Source organism: Streptomyces sp. NPDC091387 (assembly GCF_044756945.1).
Taxonomy (GTDB): Bacteria; Actinomycetota; Actinomycetes; order Streptomycetales; family Streptomycetaceae; genus Streptomyces.
The window spans coordinates 204,686-224,652 of sequence record NZ_JBIVTZ010000007.1 but is presented as its reverse complement, the minus strand read 5'-3'; the positions used below and the strand labels follow the sequence as shown (position 1 = coordinate 224,652).

The 19,967-nt window shown below is 70.8% G+C and carries 19 protein-coding genes; 13 read left to right on the top strand and 6 right to left on the bottom strand.

Features of this window, described 5'->3' with window-relative positions; all coding sequences use genetic code 11:
• Positions 1 to 3: 3 nt before the first annotated feature.
• The gene (locus ACIQM0_RS16635; RefSeq protein WP_401286840.1) at positions 4 to 1,011 is read right to left on the bottom strand and encodes an acetylxylan esterase; all 1,008 of its coding nucleotides are present in this window, start codon (positions 1,009 to 1,011) and stop codon (positions 4 to 6) included.
• A gap of 198 nt (positions 1,012 to 1,209) precedes the next feature.
• Positions 1,210 to 1,941 carry a FadR/GntR family transcriptional regulator gene (locus ACIQM0_RS16630; RefSeq protein ID WP_363020954.1) on the bottom strand — a complete coding sequence of 244 codons (732 nt, stop codon included), beginning with the start codon at positions 1,939 to 1,941 and terminating at the stop codon, positions 1,210 to 1,212.
• 171 nt (positions 1,942 to 2,112) lie between these two features.
• Between ACIQM0_RS16630 and ACIQM0_RS16625 the strand changes: the two genes are divergently transcribed.
• From ACIQM0_RS16625 to ACIQM0_RS16605, 5 genes are all read left to right on the top strand, one after another.
• A complete protein-coding gene (locus tag ACIQM0_RS16625; protein WP_401286837.1) occupies positions 2,113 to 3,708 on the top strand; it encodes an ABC transporter substrate-binding protein in 1,596 nt (531 codons plus the stop codon).
• 105 nt (positions 3,709 to 3,813) lie between these two features.
• Positions 3,814 to 4,764 (top strand): ABC transporter permease, encoded by a 951-nt coding sequence (locus tag ACIQM0_RS16620; protein WP_385346996.1) that lies wholly within the window; start codon positions 3,814 to 3,816, stop codon positions 4,762 to 4,764.
• Position 4,765: 1 nt separating this feature from the next.
• Positions 4,766 to 6,733, top strand: a complete 1,968-nt coding sequence (locus tag ACIQM0_RS16615) for a dipeptide/oligopeptide/nickel ABC transporter permease/ATP-binding protein (protein WP_401286834.1) — start codon at positions 4,766 to 4,768, stop codon at positions 6,731 to 6,733.
• On the top strand, positions 6,730 to 7,737 hold the full coding sequence (locus tag ACIQM0_RS16610) for an ABC transporter ATP-binding protein (protein WP_363020950.1): 1,008 nt from the start codon (positions 6,730 to 6,732) through the stop codon (positions 7,735 to 7,737). Before ACIQM0_RS16615 ends, ACIQM0_RS16610 begins: the two co-directional genes overlap by 4 nt.
• Entirely contained in the window at positions 7,734 to 8,669 is a 936-nt protein-coding gene (locus ACIQM0_RS16605; protein ID WP_363020949.1) for a dihydrodipicolinate synthase family protein, read from the top strand. Before ACIQM0_RS16610 ends, ACIQM0_RS16605 begins: the two co-directional genes overlap by 4 nt.
• A gap of 91 nt (positions 8,670 to 8,760) precedes the next feature.
• Here the strand turns inward: ACIQM0_RS16605 and ACIQM0_RS16600 are convergent, their stop codons facing one another.
• On the bottom strand, positions 8,761 to 9,597 hold the full coding sequence (locus tag ACIQM0_RS16600) for a chaplin family protein (RefSeq protein WP_401286830.1): 837 nt from the start codon (positions 9,595 to 9,597) through the stop codon (positions 8,761 to 8,763).
• A 434-nt stretch (positions 9,598 to 10,031) separates the two neighbouring features.
• Between ACIQM0_RS16600 and ACIQM0_RS16595 the strand changes: the two genes are divergently transcribed.
• From ACIQM0_RS16595 to ACIQM0_RS16570, 6 genes are all read left to right on the top strand, one after another.
• Positions 10,032 to 10,433: a rodlin gene (locus ACIQM0_RS16595; RefSeq protein WP_385037492.1), complete on the top strand. Its 402-nt coding sequence runs from the start codon at positions 10,032 to 10,034 to the stop codon at positions 10,431 to 10,433.
• Positions 10,434 to 10,723: 290 nt separating this feature from the next.
• Positions 10,724 to 10,957, top strand: coding sequence for a chaplin (locus ACIQM0_RS16590; protein ID WP_401286827.1), 234 nt, complete (start codon positions 10,724 to 10,726; stop codon positions 10,955 to 10,957).
• A gap of 449 nt (positions 10,958 to 11,406) precedes the next feature.
• Positions 11,407 to 11,697 (top strand): hypothetical protein, encoded by a 291-nt coding sequence (locus tag ACIQM0_RS16585; RefSeq protein ID WP_401286825.1) that lies wholly within the window; start codon positions 11,407 to 11,409, stop codon positions 11,695 to 11,697.
• 182 nt (positions 11,698 to 11,879) lie between these two features.
• Positions 11,880 to 12,290, top strand: a complete 411-nt coding sequence (locus ACIQM0_RS16580) for a rodlin (RefSeq protein WP_401286822.1) — start codon at positions 11,880 to 11,882, stop codon at positions 12,288 to 12,290.
• A gap of 182 nt (positions 12,291 to 12,472) precedes the next feature.
• Positions 12,473 to 12,652 carry a hypothetical protein gene (locus ACIQM0_RS16575; RefSeq protein ID WP_401286819.1) on the top strand — a complete coding sequence of 60 codons (180 nt, stop codon included), beginning with the start codon at positions 12,473 to 12,475 and terminating at the stop codon, positions 12,650 to 12,652.
• Between the two features lie 119 nt (positions 12,653 to 12,771).
• Positions 12,772 to 13,179 (top strand): rodlin, encoded by a 408-nt coding sequence (locus tag ACIQM0_RS16570; RefSeq protein ID WP_401286816.1) that lies wholly within the window; start codon positions 12,772 to 12,774, stop codon positions 13,177 to 13,179.
• A gap of 129 nt (positions 13,180 to 13,308) precedes the next feature.
• On the opposite strand, the gene ACIQM0_RS16565 is transcribed toward ACIQM0_RS16570, so the two are convergent.
• On the bottom strand, positions 13,309 to 13,809 hold the full coding sequence (locus ACIQM0_RS16565) for a DUF5949 family protein (protein ID WP_401286813.1): 501 nt from the start codon (positions 13,807 to 13,809) through the stop codon (positions 13,309 to 13,311).
• 373 nt (positions 13,810 to 14,182) lie between these two features.
• Between ACIQM0_RS16565 and rsgA the strand changes: the two genes are divergently transcribed.
• On the top strand, positions 14,183 to 15,370 hold the full coding sequence (gene rsgA, locus ACIQM0_RS16560) for a ribosome small subunit-dependent GTPase A (RefSeq protein ID WP_401286810.1): 1,188 nt from the start codon (positions 14,183 to 14,185) through the stop codon (positions 15,368 to 15,370).
• A 71-nt stretch (positions 15,371 to 15,441) separates the two neighbouring features.
• Positions 15,442 to 16,809 (top strand): DNA-3-methyladenine glycosylase 2 family protein, encoded by a 1,368-nt coding sequence (locus ACIQM0_RS16555; protein WP_401287210.1) that lies wholly within the window; start codon positions 15,442 to 15,444, stop codon positions 16,807 to 16,809.
• Between the two features lie 6 nt (positions 16,810 to 16,815).
• Here ACIQM0_RS16555 and ACIQM0_RS16550 read toward each other — a convergent pair whose 3' ends face one another.
• Complete coding sequence (locus ACIQM0_RS16550; RefSeq protein ID WP_401286807.1) at positions 16,816 to 19,197, bottom strand: glycosyl hydrolase family 95 catalytic domain-containing protein; 2,382 nt, start codon at positions 19,195 to 19,197, stop codon at positions 16,816 to 16,818.
• A 190-nt stretch (positions 19,198 to 19,387) separates the two neighbouring features.
• A complete protein-coding gene (locus tag ACIQM0_RS16545) occupies positions 19,388 to 19,870 on the bottom strand; it encodes a DUF456 domain-containing protein (RefSeq protein WP_401286805.1) in 483 nt (160 codons plus the stop codon).
• Between the last annotated feature and the right edge of the window lie 97 nt (positions 19,871 to 19,967).

Genomic DNA, 19,967 nt, shown 5'->3' with positions numbered 1-19,967 from the left:
CGGTCAGGAGTGTCCGGCCTGCCCCGACGGCAGGCCGGCGAACAGGGTGCGCACCCAGGCCAGTTGCTCCCGCTGCTGGTACTCCGCGCCGCCCTCGTGCCCGTTGAACGCGTAGATCGTCACGTCCTTGGGCCCGGCGTAGTTGTTGTAGGCGGCGAAGCAGGTGGAGGGCGGGCAGATCTCGTCCATCATGGCGATCGAGAAGAGGGCGGGAGCCGTGGCCCGGGTGGCGAGCAGCGCCGCGTCGAAGTACGCCAGGGTGGTGAAGACGGCTTCGGTGCGGTCGCGGTGGAGCTTCAGGTACTCGGCGATCTCGGTGAACGGCGGACGTCCCGAAATCCGCGTCGCGCGGGGGAAGTCGCAGAGGAACGGCACGTCCGGCATGACCCCGGCCAGTCCCGGCACCAGCCCTGAAACGGCCAGCGCGATACCCCCGCCCTGGCTCACCCCGGTGACGACGATCCGGTCCGGATCGACCTCGGGGTGGCCGCGCATCGCCTCGACACAGCGCACCGCGTCGGTGAACAGCCGCCGGTAGTAGTACGTTTCGGGGCTCTCGACGCCACGGGTGAGGAAGCCGGGTACGGCTCCGGCCGCCCCGGCGTCCGAATCCGCGGTGTCGCCGCCCGCCGCGGACCAGCCCTGACCGCGGGTGTCCATGATCAGATGCGCGTAACCGGCCGACGCCCACAGCAGGTTCTCGTGCGCGAGGCCCCGGCCCCGGCCGTAGCCGAGGAACTCCACGACGCAGCCGAGCGGTTCGCGCGCCCCGGCGGGCATCCGCAGCCAGCCGCGCACCGGTTGGCCGGCGAAGCCGGGAACCGTCACGTCGTAGGTGCGGATCTGGGTGAGCCCCGTGTCCGTCTCGGTGAACACCGGCTTCTGCCGGCTGCCGTCCCCGGCTCCGGCTCCGGCCAGGGTCCGGGTCCAGAAGTCGTCGAAGTCCGCCGGCACGGGCAACGACGGCCGGTAGTCGCGGCAGTCCGCGAGCGAGAGATCCGTCAACGGCATGGAGGTGCCCTCCTGGGGGCGCGGCGGGAGGTGCCGGGTGCGAGGTCAAGCACAGGTCATCAGACGGATGACGTCAGATGTCCTGTCGGCACACGGACCCTAGGCAGCCCCCGCGGCGCCCGTCAAGGGTGCGCCGGGCCTGGTCCGGGAGGGACGGGGCCCGGCGCCGCCGTCGCGCCGCAGGGGTCGGCGCGCGGTTCAGCCCTTGGCGCCGTCGCGGCTCCGGGCCTCGGAGATCCTGCGCCTGACCGGGGCGTAGTGCTCGCCGAGCGCCTGCATGAAGCCGGCGGTGTCCCCGGCCCGCGCGGCGTCCACGATGTTCTGGTGCGCCGCGACCGTCGCCGTCTCGTCGGCCTGGGTGAACCCGTCGAGATGCGGCGCGACGATCGTGTACACGTCCCAGAAGGCCATCGAGAGCTGGCCGATCAGCTCGTTGCCCAGCGGGGCGACGAGCAGCGCGTGGAACGCCCGGTCGGCGTCCACGAAACCGTGCCCCTCCTGCGCCCCGGTCTCGCGCATCGTGGCCACCAGGCCGTCCAGTGCGTCGAGCTGCTCCGGCGTGAGCAGCGTGACGATCCGGTCGGCCATCCCGCGCTCGAAGAGCTCGCGCACGTCGACCAGGTCGGACATCACCTGGAAGTCGTCGTCGGGGGAGAGCAGCCCGCGGAAGGTCAGGCTCTCCACCAGCGCCGACAGGCTCAGCCTGCCGACGTACGTGCCGTGCCCGTGGCGGACCTCGACGATGTCCAGCGCGTTGAGGATCTTGACGGCCTCGCGGACGCTGGAGCGGCTGGCGCCGAGGGCCTCGCACAGGGCGGGCTCGGTGGGCAGCGGGTCCCCGGGGCGGAGCCGTTCCTCGAGGATGTACCGCTTGATGCCGTCGACGACTTCCTGCCGGAGCAACTGCCGGCCGGGCCTCGTTCCGGACATATGTGAACTCCCCACCTCTTGACCCCTCTCGATTGTCAAGCTACGTTCCCACGCTATCAAGGCATCAGACATCTGACGTCTGATGCTTCAGGTTCCGCGGTCCCCGTGAACCACCCGATCCACCCCCCGTCTCCACCTCCGATGCCCCACCTCAAAGTCCCTGGAGGACCCGTGCCCGAGCTGAGATCAGCCGGTGTCGAGCGCCGCACCTTCCTGCGTTACACCAGTGCTGTCGGTGCTGCGGCCGCCATCACGGCCAGCCTTGCCGCCTGTGGCGGACCGTCCTCGACCGCCGACGGATCGACGGACAAGGGCAGCGGCAGCGACCTCATCGAGGCCGGTCTGTCCTACCCGCTGTCGACCGGCTTCGACCCGATGATCACCTCGGGCGCGACCCCGTACGCCGCCAATATGCACATCTTCGAGGGTCTGGTTGATCTCGATCCGGCAACACTCGTGGCACGCCCCGCGCTCGCCACCGAGATGCCGAAGAAGATCAACGCCACCACCTACCGGGCGACGCTGCGCAAGGGGGCGACCTTCCACGACGGCTCGGCCGTCACCGCCGACGACGTGGTCTTCAGCTTCGAACGCATCCTGGACCCGAAGAACGCCTCGCTGATGGCGCAGTTCGTGCCCTTCATCGACACGGTCAAGGCCGTCGACGCCGGCACGGTCGAGTTCAAGCTCAAGTACCCCTTCGCGCTCTTCCCGTCCCGCATAGCCGTGGCCCGGATCGTCCCGAAGAAGATCGTCGCGCCCGACCCCAAGGCCTTCGACGCCAAGCCGGTCGGCTCCGGCCCGTACAAGTTCGTCTCCGCCACCCGCGAGGACAAGATCGTCTTCGAGGCGTACGACAAGTACAACGGCGCCCACCCCGCCAAGGCCAAGAAGATGGTCTGGCGCCTGATGTCCGACCAGTCGGCGCGCGTCAGCGCGATGGAATCGGGCCGCGTCCAGGCCATCGAGGACGTTCCGTACATCGACGTCAAGCGGCTCTCGGGCACCGCCAAGACCGAGTCCGTGCAGTCCTTCGGGCTGCTCTTCCTGATGTTCAACACCGCCGACAAGCGGTTCGCGGACAAGCGGGTGCGCCAGGCGCTGCACTACGCCCTGGACACCGAGAAGATCATCTCCACCGCGATGGTCGGCAACGCCGCGGCCGCCACCGGCTACGTGCCCTCGACCCACCCCGACTACCACAAGGCCGCCACGGTCTACACGCACGACGTGGCCAAGGCGAAGCAGCTGCTCGCCGACGCGGGCGTGAAGAACCTGTCCTTCACCGTCCTCACCACCGACACCGGCTGGGTCAAGGACATCGCCCCGCTGCTGAAGGAGAGCTGGGAGCAGGCGGGCGTCAAGGTCACCCTCAGCATCGCCCAGTCCCCGGCCCAGTACGCCAAGATCGACAAGGGCGACTTCGAGGTCCTCGTCGCCCCCGGTGACCCGTCGGTCTTCGGCAACGACGCCGACCTGCTGCTGCGCTGGTTCTACTACGGCTTCTGGCCCGAGAGCCGCTACGGCTGGGGCAAGTCCGCCGCGTACAAGAAGGTCAAGCAGACCCTCGACAAGGCCGCCCAGGCGGGCGACGAGGCGAAGCGCAAGGAGCTGTGGGGCCAGGTCACCGACCTCGTCGCCGACGAGGCCGCGCTCTACCCGATCCTGCACCGCAAGCTCCCCACGGCCTGGACCGAGAAGGCACTGCCCGGCTTCAAGCCGCTGCCCACCACCGGCCTGTCGTTCCTGGACGTCAGCCGCGCCTGACCGGCCCCCCAGCCCGGCGCCGGCCAACCGGCGCCAGATCGCCCGGTCCGGGACAACAGACCCCGCTGTCCCGGACCGGCCCGCCCAACCGCAAGGAACCCGACGATGGTTGCTTTTCTCCGGCTCGCGCTGCGCCGCGTCGCGATGATGCCGGTGATGATCCTCGGTATCGCGCTGCTCGTCTTCGTGGTGCTGCAGTTCTCGCCGGTCGACCCGGCCTTCAACGCGCTCGGGGAGAGCTCCACTCCCGAAGCCCGTGCGGCCTTCGCCGAGGCCAACGGCCTGAACGACCCCCTGCCCGTCCGCTACTTCCACTTCCTCGGCCAGCTGCTCCACTTCGACCTCGGGATGACCGTCCCGCCGAGCCAGCCCGTCGTCGACCGGATCACCGCCGCCTTCCCGCTCACCCTCCAGCTGACCGTCCTCGGCCTGATCCTCGCGATCGTCCTGGCCGTCGTCTTCGGCGTCGTCGGCGCGATGTACCGCGACCGCTGGCCCGACCAGCTGTTCCGGGTGCTCTCCATGGCCGGGGTCGCCGTCCCGTCGTTCTGGCTCGGTGTCCTGCTCATCCAGCAGTTCGCACTCAACACCCGGATCTTCCCGACCGGCGGCTACACCAACCCGGCCGACTCCTTCGGCGGCTGGCTCAGCACCATGGCACTGCCCGCCTTCTCGCTCGCGGTGCCCGTCGCGGCGTCGCTCGCCCGTCTCGTCCGGACCTCGATGGTCGCCGAACTCGACCGCGACTACGTCCGGACCGCACGCGGCAACGGCCTGCCGGTGTTCCTGGTGATCCGCTCGGTGCTGCGCAACGCGCTCGTCACCCCGCTCACCGTGCTCGGCGTCAAGGTCGGCTACCTGCTCAGCGGCGCCGTCGTCATCGAAGCGATCTTCGACCTGCCCGGCATGGGCAAGCTCATCCTCGAAGGTGTCACCGGCGGCGATGTCGCGCTGGTCCAGGGCACCGTACTGACCATCGCCATCGCGTTCCTGGTGGTCAACGTCATCGTCGACCTGCTCTATCTGCTGGTCAACCCCCGCATCAGGACGGTGTGACATGTTCACCACGGGCCGTCTGGCCAACAAGCTGTCCCGACCGGGCATCGCGTTCCGCGCCCTCCCGGTCACCTCCCGCGTCGCGCTCTGCGTGCTGCTCGTCGTCATTCTCGGCGCGGTGTTCGCCCCGCTGCTGACCCAGGACCCGCTCACCACCGGCACCCCGGTCCAGGCCCCGGGCGCCGACCACTGGTTCGGCACCGACCGGGCCGGCCGCGACGTCTTCGCCCGCGTCGTGCACGGCTCGCGCTACTCGCTGATCATCGGACTCGGCTCGACCGCCCTGGCCCTGATCGCCGGCGCCCTGCTCGGCGCACTCGCCGCCACCTCGCGCAAGCTCGGCGACGAGTCCGTGATGCGCACCCTCGACGTGGTGATGTCGTTCCCGCCGATCGCCCTGGCCGCCGTCCTCGTCGCGGTCTTCGGCACCAGCATCCCGGTCATCATCTTCACCATCGCCTTCGTCTACACCCCGTCGCTGGCCCGGGTGGTCCGCGCCAACGTCCTCTCCCAGTACGGCGAGGACTACGTCGCGGCCGAGAAGGTCATCGGCGCCCGGCGCGGCTACATCGTGCTGCGCCACGTCGCCGTCAACTGCATGGCCCCGGTCATGGTGTTCGCCACCGTGATGGTCGCGGAGGCGATCATCTTCGAGGCGAGCCTCTCCTTCATCGGCGCCGGTGTGCAGGACCCCGACCCCAGCTGGGGCAGCGTCCTGGCCTACGGCCGGCAGATCCTCCTCGCGGGCGGCTGGTGGGCCACGTTCTTCCCGGGCCTCGCCCTGCTGGTCACCGTGCTCGCGCTGAACATCCTCTCCGAGGGCCTCACCGACGCCTCGGCGGCCCCGAAGAAGGCCCGTGCCGGCGCGGACCCCTCCCACACCACGGCACCGGACCCGGTGGAGGCGAGCTCCACCGTGGACATCGACGCCGCCCTCACCAAGCTCGCGGAGCGCATCCACGCGAACGGGCCGGCCATCACCCCGGTACCGGAGGACGCCGCCGAACTCCTGGTCGTACGGGACCTCGCCATCCGCTTCCCCGACCGGTACGGCACCGTCCCGGTCGTCGACTCCCTGGACTTCACCGTCCACGAGGGCGAGACCCTCGGCCTGGTCGGCGAGTCCGGCTGCGGCAAGTCCATCACCAGCCTCGCCGTCATGGGCCTCCTCGCCCGCAACGCCGAGGTCAGCGGCGAGATCCTCTACCGCGGCCGGGACCTGCTGAAGCTCCCGCCGAAGGAACGCCGCGCCCTGATGGGCCCCGAGATCGCGATGGTCTACCAGGACGCGCTCTCCTCCCTCAACCCGTCCGTGCTCGTGGGCACCCAGCTCAAGCAGCTCACCTCGCGCGGCGGTACGAAGACCCCGGCCGAACTCCTCGACCTGGTCGGCCTCGCACCCGAACGCACCCTGCGCAGCTACCCGCACGAACTCTCCGGCGGCCAGCGCCAGCGCGTCCTGATCGCCATGGCGCTGTCCCGCAGCCCCCGCCTGCTCATCGCGGACGAACCGACCACCGCCCTCGACGTCACCGTCCAGGCCCAGGTCGTCGAACTCCTCGTCCGGCTGCGCGAGGAACTCGGCTTCGCGATGGTGCTCGTCAGCCACGACCTCGCCCTCGTCGGCGACCTGTCGCACCGCGTCGCGGTGATGTACGCGGGCCGGCTGGCCGAGATCGGCGACACCCGCTCCGTACTCACCGACCCCACCCACCACTACAGCCGCGGCCTGCTCGGCTCGGTCGTCTCCCTTGAGGCGGGCGCCGAACGGCTCCACCAGATCCGCGGCGTCGTCCCCGCACCCCAGGGCTTCGGCGAGGGCTGCCGGTTCGCCTCGCGCTGCGGCGCCGCCACCGAACTGTGCCGCACCACCACCCCCGCACTCACCGCACGCGGCAGCGCGCACGACCACGGCTTCGCCTGCCACCACCCGGCGAAGGCCGCACAGCTGGAAGGGAGCGCCCTGTGATCAGGCTCGACGGCGTCCACGTACGCCACAAGGCACGCAGCGGAGGCGTGTTCCGCCGCGACGCCGTGCACGCCCTCACCGACACGAGCCTGGAGGTCAAGCGCGGCGAGATCGTCGGCCTGGTCGGCGAGTCCGGCTGCGGCAAGTCGACGATGGCCCGGGTGCTGACCGGTCTGCAGAAGCCCACCGAGGGCACGGTCACCTTCCACGGCAAGAACCTGTGGGAGATGTCCGGGACCCAGCGGCGCGACGACTTCGGCTCCGCCGTCGGCGTCGTCTTCCAGGACCCCTCCACCGCCCTCAACCCCCGGCTCACGGTCCGCCAGATCCTGCGCGACCCGCTCGACGTGCACCGCCGCGGCACCCGCGAGGAGCGCGAGGCACGCGTCGAGGAACTCCTCGACCTGGTCGGCCTCCCCGGCCACACCCTGGCCGCACTGCCCGGACAGCTCTCCGGCGGCCAGCGCCAGCGCGTCGCCATCGCCCGCGCCCTGGCGCTCGAACCGGAACTGATCGTCGCCGACGAACCGACGTCCGCGCTCGACGTCTCGGTCCGCGCCCAGGTCCTGAACCTCCTGGTGGACCTGCGCGAACGGCTCGGCCTCGGCATGGTGTTCATCTCGCACGACATCCAGACCGTGCGCTACCTCGCCGACCGCATCGCCGTCCTCTACCTCGGCCGCATCGTCGAGGAGGGGCGCGCGGCGGACGTCGCGGGTGCCCCCTCGCACCCGTACACCGAGGCACTGCTCTCCGCGACCCCCAGCCTGCTGGAGACCACCGAGCGCATCGTGCTCACCGGCCCGGTCCCCTCGGCGACCAACCCGCCGACCGGCTGCCCGTTCCGCACCCGCTGCTGGAAGGCGGACGACGCGTGCGCCACGGTCTTCCCGGTCCGCACCGACGGCACCGACGGACACCGCTGGCACTGCGTCCACCCCCAGACCCCCGCGTCCCCCTCCGGGGACCCGATCCCCGTACCGTCCGCAAGGAGCACCGCATGACCGCCCGAACCCCCCGCTATTCGGGAGTGATCCCGCCCGTCGTCACCCCGCTCACCGCGGACGGCGAGCTCGACCGCCCCTCCTTGGAGCGGGTCGTGGGGCATCTTCTCGACGGTGGTGTCAGCGGGCTCTTCGCCCTCGGCAGCTCCGGCGAGACCGCCTATCTGACGCCGGGACAGCAGGACCAGGTCATCGAGGTCATCACGGCGGCAGCCGCGGGCCAGGTGCCGGTCCTCGTCGGAGCGATCGAGACCACCACCAACCGTGCCATCGAGCGCGCCAACCGCGCCGCCGAGCTCGGTGCGGACGCCGTCGTCGTCACCGCGCCGTTCTACACCCGCACCCACGACATCGAGATCGACCGCCACTTCAGGGACGTGGCGGCCGCCGTCGACCTGCCGCTCCTCGCGTACGACGTGCCGGTCTGCGTCCACAGCAAGCTCGACCCGGAACTGCTGCTGCCGCTGGCGGCCGACGGGGTCCTGGCCGGGGTGAAGGACTCCAGCGGCGACGACGGCTCGTTCCGACGGCTCGTCATCGGCGCCCGGGAACTGCCCGGGTTCTCGGTGCTCACCGGCCATGAGCTGGTCGTCGACTCGATGATGCTCGGCGGCGCCGACGGCTCGGTCCCCGGGCTCGGCAACGTCGACCCGCACGGTTACGTACGCCTGCACGAAGCCGCGGTACGCGGTGACTGGGCCGCGGCCACGGCCGAACAGGACCGCCTCGTCGCGCTCTTCGACATCATCCGCGCCGCCCGCCCGGGAACCGCCTCCGCCACCGCCGCCGGACTCGGCGCGTTCAAGACCGCGCTCATGCTGCGCGGGATCATCGCCACCAATGTGATGAGCCCGCCGATGCGCCCGCTGGACGCTGCGGAGACGGCGACGATCGCCGCGTGCCTGGACCGCGCGGGGCTCTCCAGGGCCTGACGGCCCCGCCCCGTCGCACGGACGGGGACGACGAAGGGTCCGGCCGGACAGCTTGGGCTGTCCGGCCGGACCCTTCAGTGCGTGGGGTGTGTCAGCTCTGCGACTTGCGGCTGCGGCGCATCAGCAGGCCGCCACCGAGCACCATCGCGGCGCTGGCGCCACCGGCGATGCCCAGGTTGCTGTTCGCACCGGTGTGCGCCATCTGCGGCGGCTTGTGGTGGTGCGCCGGCTTGTGGGGGTGCCAGGCGTGCGTCGGCGGGTTGTGGGTGGGCGGGTTGTGGGTCGGCGGGTTGTGCGTGGGCGGGTTGTGGTGCGGGGGGTTGTGCTTCGGCGGGGTGTGGGTCGGCGGGTTGTGGTGGTGGCCGGGAGGGCAGTCACCGTTGTGGTGGTGGTGATGGTGCCCCGTCTTCGGCGGCGTCGGGGGCTGGTGGTGGGTCGGCGGCTTGTGGTGCGTCGGCGGCTTGTGGTGCGTGGGGGGCTTCGGGGTCTCGGTCCCGCCCTCACCGTTCTCGCACTCGTTGCCGAACGCCGGGTTCAGCAGGCCGACGACGTCGACCGTGTTGCCGCAGGCGTTGACCGGGATGTCCACCGGGGCCTGGATCAGGTTGCCCGACAGCACGCCGGGGGAGTTGGCCGCGACGCCGTTGGCGCTCGCGCCCTGGGCGTCGCCGGTGCCCGATCCGCTGTCGGTGTTCTCGCACTCGTTGCCGAACGCCGGGTTCAGCAGGCCGACCACGTCGACCGTGTTGCCGCAGACGTTGACGGGCACGTGCACCGGCACCTGCACGGCGTTGCCCGAAACGACTCCGGGTGACCCGACGGCGGCGCCGTCGGCCGAGGCGTCCGCGAAGGCGTAGCCGCCGGAGGCGGTCAGGATGCCTGACGCCGCCGCCATGACGAGCACGCTTTTACTCAAGGCTTTTCGCATTGGTTGCCCTTCCTTAGGACATTTCGCGCGGGCGCATTGCCCGCAGTTCATTCATCAGCCGGCAGCAACCGTCGGGCATGCCACTACTGCTGGGTGAGCGTCCCGTCGGGCGGGCTTGACTCCACCCATAACGACGCACGTGTGGCGGGGAAACGTGAAGTCCGTGAAAAATATGTGACCACTCGGACGGACTACGCATGGGTGTTCGTTTCCGGGGTTCGGCGCATTTGGCCACACGTGACCCGGATGGGGGCATGGCTGTTGAGGCTTGAATCAAGATGCGCCTCTACCGAATGCGCTGTGGAATACCCGGCCTCTTTCGCACGGATGTCCGTGAAGTCTCGGCATTCGGGTGAATGGACATAACCAAACGTCCGGAAGCGAGTTGGTCAGTGCGCTCCGGTACGGGGCATCCAGTACGAGAAGGGTTCATCGTGATCAAGAAGGTCCTGGCTACGGGTGCCGTTGCCGCCTCCATCCTCGGTCTCGGCGCCGCGCAGGCGATGGCCATCGGCAACGACGGCGGCACCACGTCGGTCAACGGAAACGGCGCCTCGCAGTCGTTCGGCAACGCCGAGACCCACGGCGACGGCAGCCCCCAGTTCGGCCTGGTCCAGGGCTCGCTGAACAAGCCCTGCGTCGGCCTGCCGCTCAAGGCCAACGTCGGTTCGCTGATCGGCCTCATCCCGATCGCGGTCCAGGACGTCAACGTCCTGTCGTCGCCGCAGAACCAGCAGTGCACCGAGAACTCCACCCAGGCCAAGGGCGACGAGGCGCTGTCGCACATCCTGGACGACATCCCGGTCCTCTCCGGCAACGGTGCCGGCAACAGCTGATCCAGCTGTGCTCAGGCCCGAGCCGCGGGCGTTCCTCCTCCGAGCGGCTCGGGCCTGCTGCTGTCCTCCGAAAGGCCCGCCCGCGCGTGGCCGTCGATCGCGACGGTGACGTCGTGCGATCGGAACTGCGTCATTCGGGCGGACATTGAGGAATCTTCGTCTCGAAGAGTTTCGCTTACCGTCTTAAATCGTTACGAATTACAGCAGCGGAGTTACGAGTGTTCAGGACCCGCGCTCGTGCGGCACGAAATTCGTTGCCGCTACGGACTCCGTCAAAGAAAGGGTTGAACGTGAAGTACACCAAGATTGCCGCCGTCGCCGCCGGAACCCTCATGGCGATGGGTGCCGCCGGCACGGCGTTCGCCGACGCCGGCGCCGAGGGTGTGGCCGTGGGCTCCCCGGGCGTCCTGTCCGGCAACGTCATCCAGGTCCCGATCCACATTCCGATCAACCTGTGCGGCAACACCGTGAACGTCGTCGGTCTGCTGAACCCGTCCTTCGGCAACACCTGCGTCAACGCCTGATCTCTGTACCGCCGGGGCCTTTCCCGGCGCCGGTCTGCCCCGGATCGCATCTCCTGCGATCCGGGGCTTTCCTCTTTCCTGCGTTCTCCGCCCCGGGAGTTCGCTGCCCTGCCCGGACGCGGTGGAAAGGCCTGTGCCATTTCCACCGGCCCGGGGCGCGGTGCGCCGGCGGCTGGGGGCTGACATCCGGGCGGGCGCGCGGGACGGAGTACCGACAGTCCACCACCGATGTGCGTCCGCTGTCCCGCAGTCACACCCGATTCAGTGATTAGTCATGCAATCGATCGAGTGGTCCCGCGAACCGTTCCGAGAAAAGCCGAAAGCTCCAGTTGCCCGTCCGCAATCGGGTCGTTAGTCATGGGGAGAGCGGCAGAAGTCACAGCTAAAGAAGGCTGGTGCGGCGCGAGGATGCGACCGAAACGGCTGCCGCTGCAGAAGGGAACCCGAAAGTGAAATACGCGAAGACCGCCGCGTTCGTTGCCGGCTCCGTAGTCGCTCTGGGAACGGCTGCTCCCGCCTTCGCCGTTTCCACCGCGATGTCCCCGAACTTCAGCCTCGACGGCGGTGTCAACCAGGTGGTTGCGGCGGCCCCGCAGGCCGTCGACCCGCTCGTCGACACCGTCGGCAGCGCCGCCCAGCAGCTGCAGAAGGACGGCACCGTCACCAAGCTCGCCGGCCAGGCCACCGGTGCGGCCAAGGCTGCTGGCCCGCTCGTGGGCGGCCTCCCGATCGGTGGCTGACCCGTCCCAGGGCGGCAGTTCCCGATCCAAAGCGTTCCGCGTCGCTCCGGTGCCGTACCTCCCGTGAACAGACGGACGGCAGAAGCACCGTTCGAGTGAAGCGCCACAACCATTCCCGCCGCCGCGAGTTGATCAAAGCGCTCAGGACAGCGGGCAACAGAAAACCCCAGAAGGGCTATTCAATGATCAAGAAGATTATGGCGTCGGCAGCCGTCGCTGCGTCCATCGTCGGCGTCTCCGCCGCGGTGGCCCCCTCGGCCATGGCGATCGGCAACGACCAGGGCACCACCTCGGTCAACGGCAACGGCGCCATGCAGTCGTACGGCAACTCCGCCACCCACGGCGACTGGAGCCCGCAGTTCGCGCTCATCCAGGGTTCGCTCAACAAGCCCTGCATCGCCCTGCCGGCCAAGGTCAACGCCGGTTCGCTGCTCGGTGTCGTGCCGATCTCGGTCCAGGACCTCAACGTCCTGTCGTCGCCGCAGAACCAGCAGTGCACCGAGAACTCCACCCAGGCCAAGGGTGACGAGGCGCTGTCGCACATCCTGGACAGCATCCCGATCCTGTCCGGCAACGGTGTGGCCAACGACTAGTCCCTCCTGTCGTACCCGTGGGGCCGACCCGTTCACGTGGCTGCCGATCCAAGGCCGCCCGGGACGCGTCGGCCCTCTCGTGTGTGCCGGTGCAGGACCGGACTCCCCCGAAAGGGCTGCCCGCTGGGCCGGTTGCCGCAGTGGTACCGGGCCGTTCCCGCCGTACCGGGTAGGGCCCTCTCATGGACCAGTACGAGAGCAGGAGCCCGCAGGACCGCCGCGGCGCGGAAGGCCTCACGCCGATCTACGACCGCCTCCTCGCCGAATGGCAGGCGACCCGGGGAGACCCGGAGCCCGACCCGCCCCGTGCGGGCGGCCTCGTACCGGCGGCGCGCACCTCGGGCGAGGCTCTGCGGGGTTGACGGAAAAGTGTCGAACTTACGCGGGATCGAACCCATTTGAGTGGTACTGCGCAACTGTCTGGGCTGTACGCGGTTGATCAGTACGTCCCTGAACGGGACGTTCCGAAAGGTGAAGTGTGATGAAGAAGATGATGGCCGGCGCGGCCGTAGCCGTGTCCATGGTCGGCCTGTCCGCCGCGGTGGCCCCCTCGGCCATGGCGATCGGTAACGACCAGGGCACGACGTCGGTCAACGGCAACGGTGCCGAGTCCTCGTACGGCAACAGCGTGACCCGGGGCGACGGCAGCCCGCAGGCCCAGCTCATCCAGGGCACGCTGAACGACCTCTGCCTCGGCGTGCCGGTCAAGGCCAACGTCGGTTCGCTGATCGGCCTCGTCCCGATCGCGGTTCAGGACGTCCAGGTCCTGTCCAACCCGCAGAACCAGCAGTGCGCCGACAACTCCGTCCAGGCCAAGGGCGACGAGCCCCTGTCGCACCTGGTGGACGGCATCCCGGTCCTCTCCGGGAACGGTGTCGCCAACAACTGACGCCGGACACACGTGCCGCGGGCGGTCCGGGAAGTCCCGGGCCGCCCGTCGCGCGTCGGCGGGGCACCTGAGCACGCAGGATGCCCACCGCTCCACGGGGGCGGTGGGCATCCTGCGTGTCCGGGGCGGTCAGCCCAGGCTGCGTACCGGCAGCACGCAGTGCGCCGAGGTGGCGATGACCTCCGGGTCGCCGGCGAAGGACCGCAGCGTCTCCTCGGTCACCGGATTGCCGGGCGCCCCCTGCGGCCAGGGGCGGGTGGCGAACATCGCCTGTACCTCGCCCTGTTCGCCGGCGGCCGCCAGCCACTCCGGCCGCGCCGGGTACTGGGCGGTGAAGTGAGGCAGTGTCAGAACGGCCTGACCCGCCTGGACGAGGAGCTTCACCGGGAGCCCGGGGGTCTCGTCGGCGCGCACCGGGGCGCCGCCGATGTGCAGCCCGCTGCGCTCCAGCGCGACGCGCATGGCGGCCTCGCCGGCCGCCGGGCCGTCCGATCCGTCGCCGAGCGAGTACACGAGCAGGAACGCGACATCCTGCCCGTTGTGGGGATGTTCGCCGCTCCAGCCGATCAGGGTGAGGGTGCCCAACTGGGCCTGGGTGAACGTGCCGGTGGCTGTCTGGGGGGAGGTCATGTCCGGCACCCTAACCGGCTGCGACCGGTCGATCTCCATGCGTATCACCCGATCGAGGGAGAGTTGCGGATATCGGTGGTTCGCGCCCCCGGAACGGCCCGTTCCCGGGTACTGGTACGGGCGCCGCGTTAATTCGGTTGACGCTCCCCGGCGGCTCCGGGATATCGTTTGCGACGTTACGGACGGCGGACGAGACCGCTGCTCCAGGACCGTGCGTGAATCAGGAGGTGAGGACATTGATGACTGTCGTTGCGGTGGGCGCTGCCCACAAGCCGAAGTGCATCGTTCCCACCCCCGTGGCCGCCGGCTGACCTTCTTCGAGACTTCTGCGCCGCCGTGCGCAGTGCCGGGGCCACCCTGTGAAGGGTCTCCCTTGTCTTTCCCGTCCTCATCCTCTCTTTCCTCCCTCTCCTCCTCCGCTCCGCAGGACTCCTCGCCGTCGCACCCGCTGGCCGCGTACGGCTGGGACGACGGCTGGGCGGCCGAGTTCGCCCCGTACGCCGCACAGGGGCTGCTGCCCGGCCGCGTGGTGCGGGTGGACCGCGGGCAGTGCGACATCGTCACCCCGCGGGGCACCCTCCGCGCCGACACCGCGTTCGTCGTGCCCCGCGACCCGATGCGCATCGTCTGCACGGGCGACTGGGCCGCCGTCGACCCCGAGGGCGATCCGCAGTTCGTCCGTACGCTGCTGCCCCGGCGCACGGCATTCGTCCGCTCCACCTCGTCCAAGCGCTCCGAGGGCCAGGTGCTCGCCACCAACGTCGACCACATCGCCATCTGCGTCTCGCTGGCGGTGGAACTCGACCTGGGGCGGGTCGAACGGTTCCTGGCCCTCGCCATGTCCAGCACCGGCGGTGACGCACTGCTCCGTGACGGGGCGTCCGCCGGGGACGGGGCCGCCGAGACGATCGTCGTCCTGACCAAGGCCGACCTGGTCCCGGACGCCGCCACGCTGTCCCACCTCGCCCAGGACGTCGAGCGCCTCGCGCCCGGGGTGCAGGTGCTGCCCGTCAGCTCCGCGACCGGTGAGGGCGTCGACGTGTTCGCCGCGATCGTCTCCGGCGGTACGAGTGTGCTGCTCGGGGCCTCCGGCGCGGGCAAGTCCACCCTCGCCAACACCCTCCTCGGGCATGACGCGATGGAGGTGCAGGCCACCCGTGACATGGACGGCAAGGGCCGGCACACCACCACCACCCGCAACCTGCTGGTGCTGCCCTCCGGCGGGGTCCTGATCGACACCCCGGGGCTGCGCGGGGTCGGCCTGTGGGACGCGGAGACCGGCGTCGGCCAGGTCTTCTCCGAGATCGAGGCGCTGGCAGAGCGATGCCGGTTCCAGGACTGCGCCCACGAGTCCGAGCCGGGCTGCGCGGTGCTGGCGGCGCTCAAGGACGGATCGCTGCCCGAACGGCGCATGGACAGCTACCGCAAGCTGCTCCGCGAGAACCAGCGCATCGTCGCCAAGACCGATGCCCGGGTCCGCAACGAGCTCCGGCGCGACTGGAAGCGCAAGGGCGCCGAGGGCCGGGCCGCCATGGAGGCGAAGCGCGGCCGGGTCCGGTAGCCGGGGTGTCCTGGTCGGCGTCCGAAAACCGCGAGTGCGGTGGTGCGCGATGTCGCACACTGGACGGTGTGATGGACGAAGAGACCAGGTACGAGGCGGTGAGCAGCCGCGACGCGCGTTTCGACGGGGAGTTCTTCTTCGCCGTCGAGACGACCGGTATCTACTGCCGGCCGAGCTGCCCCGCCGTCACCCCCAAGCGGAAGAACGTCCGCTTCTACCCGACCGCGGCCGCCGCTCAGGGCAACGGCTTCCGGGCGTGCAGGCGCTGCCGCCCGGACGCCGTCCCCGGCTCCGCGGAGTGGAACGTCCGGGCCGATGTGGTCGGCCGTGCCATGCGGATGATCGGCGACGGTGTGGTGGACCGGGAGGGCGTTCCCGGTCTCGCCGGGCGGCTCGGCTACAGCTCACGGCAGGTGCGGCGGCAGCTCAACGCGGAGCTGGGCGCCGGTCCCGTCGCCCTGGCGCGCGCCCAGCGCGCGCACACCGCACGGGTGCTGCTCCAGACCACGGCGCTGCCCGTCACCGAGATCGCCTTCGCCGCCGGCTTCGCGAGCGTGCGCCAGTTCAACGACACCATCCGGCAGATCTACGCCCGCACCCCGAGCGAGCTGCGGACCGAGGCGGGCACCGGCCTCGGCGCGGCGGTCAAGGAGGCGCGCACCACCGGAATCCCGCTCCGGCTCGCGCACCGGGGACCGTACGCGGCCCGTGAGGTCTTCGACCTGCTCGCCGCCGGGACGGTCGCCCGCGTCGAGGAGGTCAGCGGCGAGCCCGGCAGCCGCACCTACCGGCGCACCCTGCGCCTTCCGTACGGCACCGCCCTCGCCGCCGTGGACGAGCGGTCCGCCGGGAACTGGCTGGAGGCCCGGATCCACCTCACCGACCTGCGCGACCTGACCACGGCGGTGCAGCGGCTGCGCCGGCTCTTCGACCTGGACGCCGATCCGTACGCCGTGGCTGAACTGCTCGCCGCCGATCCGCAGCTCGCTCCACGGGTGGCCGCCCGCCCCGGGCTGCGCTCGCCGGGCGCGGCGGACCCCGAGGAGTTCGCCGTGCGGGCCCTGGTCGGTCCGGCGGCGGCCGAGGAGCTCGTGGAGGCGTACGGGAAGCGCCTGGACGTGCCCTGCGGCGGGCTCACCCATGTGTTCCCCGAACCGGGCGTGCTGGCAGGCTCGGCGGCCGACCCGCGGCTGCGCGCGCTGGCGGCGGCGCTCTCCGACGGGGGCGTACGGCTCGACGCGGGCGCCGACCGGGACGAGGCGGAGCAGGCGCTGCTGCGGCTGCCGGGGATCGGCCCGGCGACGGCGGCGCTGATCCGGATGCGCGCGCTGGGTGACCCGGATGTCGATCCGTACGGGACGCCCGGCTCGCACCGGTGGCGGCCGTGGCGTTCCTACGGCGTACGCCACGCGGAGGTCGCGGGCCGGGCGTCCGGTTAGCGGCGGTCAGGCCGGCAGGCCCCAGCTGGGTGCCGGCTCGTTCGCGGTGACCGGGCGGACGGTCAGGTCCGGGCGGTCACCCGCCGCCGTGATCAGGGCCGAGTCGCCCTTGCGGAGCAGGACGCGGACCGAACCGTCGGCCAGTTCCTCGTGGCCCAGGGGGCGGCCGTGCCGGTCGCGGACCTCGATCGCGCCCTCGATGCCGTGCCGCACGACGCAGGGCGCGCCCGCCTCGCTCGTCAGGCGCACCCAGCGGGTCCGGCCCCCTTCCCGTACCGCGCTGAGCAGGAAGGCGCCCTGCGTGCGGAAGTCATGGACGGTCAGCTCCCGCCAGGCTGCGGGCAGCGCGGGGAAGACCCTGATGGTGCCGCCCCAGGACTGGCAGACCATGTCGTGCAGCGACTGGGCCGCCGACAGCGGGGTCTCGATGACCGGGCCGGACTCCTTGTACATGGTGTTGGCCTGGATGAACCGGCTCATCAGCTGGCCGAGGTACTTCAGCGCGTCCTCGCCCTTGCCGAGCAGCGCCGACATGGAGGCCGCGCCGGTGAAGGTGTAGCCCTGGAGCGCGCCCTCGAAGCCGACCCAGTGGGCGAGGGACTTCTCGATCAGGGCGCGCTCCGCTTCGGTGGAGCCGTTGATCTCGTACAGCGGGTAGACCGCGAGCATGTGCGAGTAGTGGCGGTGGGACATCGCGAACGGCACCCCGGCGCCGATCATGAACCCGTTCTCGTTCACCGGGTACGGGGCGAGCCGGGCCAGGACCTCTTCCCACCGGGCGGTCAGCGGGTCGCGGACGCCCAGTTCCCGGGCCGAGTCGAGCAGGGTGCGGCAGCCCCAGCGCAGCAGCATCAGGTCGTAATTGCAGTCGGGGGCGTTGACGCCGTACTCCGGGGAGAAGGTCGCCGGGAGGTGCAGCTTGCCGTCCGCGCCCGGGGCGAGGAAGTGCAGGTAGTAGTTGACGGCCTTGCGCAGCAGCGGGAACAGCGTGTCGCGCAGGATCGACCGGTCCATGGTGTGCCGGTAGGAGAGCCAGACGTTGTGCAGGGCCCAGGTCAGGTTGCCGACCTCGGGCGTGGGCGGGTCCTGGCCGGGGATGCCGACCCCGTATCCGCCGTCGGCGACGGCCGCGCCGTTGACCAGCTGCGGGTCGGTGGTCCGGGGGATGCCCGCCGAGTCCGCCCGGTAGGGGGCGGCGACCTCGCGGGAGAGCTGGTCGCGGAACTCGCTCAGGGCCCGGGTGACGGCGTCCAGCTCCAGGTGGTTGGAGCCGTGGATCAGCCAGTACTCCAGCTGGACGTTGAGGTTCCACCAGGTGTTGGGCCAGGGCGTGGGCTCCAGCCAGGGGCCCGAGGTGGCCATCACGGGTGCGTCCTTGCGCGCGGCCGACGCCGTTTTGTAGAGCTGGATCCAGTAGAACCGCTGGAGCCGGGCATCGGGCAGGGACAGGAAGCTCTTCCGGTAGAAGCGGTCCCACCAGAGGCGGTGCGGGGCGGCCAGCAGCGTGTACGGGAGTGCCGAGGCGACCGTGACGGTCCGCAGGGCGCGGTCGCGGGCGGTGTTCCTCGGGTGGGAGTGCGCGACGGTCGCGTACAGGGTGCGGCCGGCGCCGCGCGCCCGCTCGCGCCAGGCGGTGACGTGCTGTCCGCCGCCGAGCAGCGACTGCACGGCCGCGGAGGTGCCGCCGTGCCGCTCCACGACGGCCGGGGGATTTCCGGTGTAGCCGTCGGGCAGCGGCTTGAAGGCGGCCCGGGGGCTGATCGCCTCGGCCGGGTGGAAGACCCAGCGGAAGTCCTTCTCGCCCGCGCTCGGGGTCACCTCGACGGCCAGGACGTCGCCGGTGGACTGGATGAAGGCGCGGAGCGTGAGGGTGCCGGCGGAGGTGGTGACCGTGCCCTGGAGTTCGGCCGTGCGCAGCCGCATCCGCCAGTCGACGCCCGTGATGGTGCCGGCCGGCTCCAGGGTGAAGTGGCCGATCGGGAGCCGGGCCAGGCCGAAGAGCGAGCCGTACTCGGGGCGGTGGTCCTGGACCTCGGAGTGCTGGACGTTGAACCGGATCGCCGTGGTCTCGGCGCCGGGCTCCGCGTAGATGCCGGAGCCGAGCCGGCCGTTGCCCAGGTACGGGCCCTCGTACCAGGTCTTCGGCAGCTTCTGCCAGTGCAGATCGGCGTCGTCCAGGACGGTGTTCCAGCTGTCGGCGGGGGAGTGCACCGCGACCGGGGCCGTCGCGGCCGCTGCCGGGGCGGCCGCCTGGGCGGGGACGGCCGCCCCGCCCACCACGAGGGCGCCGCCGAGCGCGGTCCCGGTGGCGAGAACGGTTCTGCGGGAGGGCACGGGCGAGGGGGGATCGGTCCGGTGGGAGGAGGCGGGGTCCGGTGCTGTGGGCAAGGCATCTCCTGGCGACTCGTACGCAGTCGGGCGCAGCAATTCATCCGAGCTATGTCCTCACGGAAGGTAGGCTTGCACTATCCGAGCGTCAATAGGAGGCGAGAGATCCGATGTGTTTCTCTCCATGTGATCGGACTCCGTCTACGTGAAGTCATGTGCCGGAGGAGTGCCGGAACGGCGCGCCCCCGCGTCAGCGCAGGAGCAGTACGCCCAGCCATGCCCCTGCCACCAGCAGGCAGGCGAACAGTTCGACCAGCACGGAGTAGCCGGTGGCCCGCATCACCGAGCGGACCGAGGCCCACCCCGCCCCCCGGCTGCCCAGCCGCAGCCGCTCCGCCCCGTAGATCACGCCCATGTACCCGGCGATCGCGCCGACCACCGGGACGACGAAGAAGCCGGCGATCGCACCGATCCCGCCGAGCATCAGCGTTTTGCGCGGTACACCCGACTCACGCGGACGGCGCGGTGCGAGGAGCGGCTTCAGCGCCTGGTTCAGCAGCAGGAGGGCCGTGGCGCCGATCAGCACGGCCCAGGCGGCCGGGGTGTTGTCCGCCAGCGCCCACCACAGCACGGCGGCCCACACGATCGCCTGACCCGGCACACCGGGCACCAGCACGCCGATCAGGCCGAGCAGGATGACCAGGCCGACGGCGACGAGCTGCCACACACTCATCTGACCAGCGTGCCGGAACCCCGCTGGTCCCGCCCGTCGTCGATACCCGGAGGCCGATACCGGAACGGGCTCCGTCGGCGCAGCTCAGAGGGCGTAC

Excerpts from the sequence above, each read along its gene's own strand:
- ACIQM0_RS16635 (WP_401286840.1), bottom strand. The coding sequence starts at position 1,011 with ATGCCGTTGACGGATCTCTCGCTCGCGGACTGCCGCGACTACCGGCCG.
- ACIQM0_RS16630 (WP_363020954.1), bottom strand. The coding sequence starts at position 1,941 with ATGTCCGGAACGAGGCCCGGCCGGCAGTTGCTCCGGCAGGAAGTCGTC.
- ACIQM0_RS16620 (WP_385346996.1), top strand. The coding sequence starts at position 3,814 with ATGGTTGCTTTTCTCCGGCTCGCGCTGCGCCGCGTCGCGATGATGCCG.
- ACIQM0_RS16615 (WP_401286834.1), top strand. The coding sequence starts at position 4,766 with ATGTTCACCACGGGCCGTCTGGCCAACAAGCTGTCCCGACCGGGCATC.
- ACIQM0_RS16605 (WP_363020949.1), top strand. The coding sequence starts at position 7,734 with ATGACCGCCCGAACCCCCCGCTATTCGGGAGTGATCCCGCCCGTCGTC.
- ACIQM0_RS16600 (WP_401286830.1), bottom strand. The coding sequence starts at position 9,597 with ATGCGAAAAGCCTTGAGTAAAAGCGTGCTCGTCATGGCGGCGGCGTCA.
- ACIQM0_RS16580 (WP_401286822.1), top strand. The coding sequence starts at position 11,880 with ATGATCAAGAAGATTATGGCGTCGGCAGCCGTCGCTGCGTCCATCGTC.
- ACIQM0_RS16575 (WP_401286819.1), top strand. The coding sequence starts at position 12,473 with ATGGACCAGTACGAGAGCAGGAGCCCGCAGGACCGCCGCGGCGCGGAA.
- ACIQM0_RS16570 (WP_401286816.1), top strand. The coding sequence starts at position 12,772 with ATGAAGAAGATGATGGCCGGCGCGGCCGTAGCCGTGTCCATGGTCGGC.
- ACIQM0_RS16565 (WP_401286813.1), bottom strand. The coding sequence starts at position 13,809 with ATGACCTCCCCCCAGACAGCCACCGGCACGTTCACCCAGGCCCAGTTG.
- ACIQM0_RS16555 (WP_401287210.1), top strand. The coding sequence starts at position 15,442 with ATGGACGAAGAGACCAGGTACGAGGCGGTGAGCAGCCGCGACGCGCGT.
- ACIQM0_RS16545 (WP_401286805.1), bottom strand. The coding sequence starts at position 19,870 with ATGAGTGTGTGGCAGCTCGTCGCCGTCGGCCTGGTCATCCTGCTCGGC.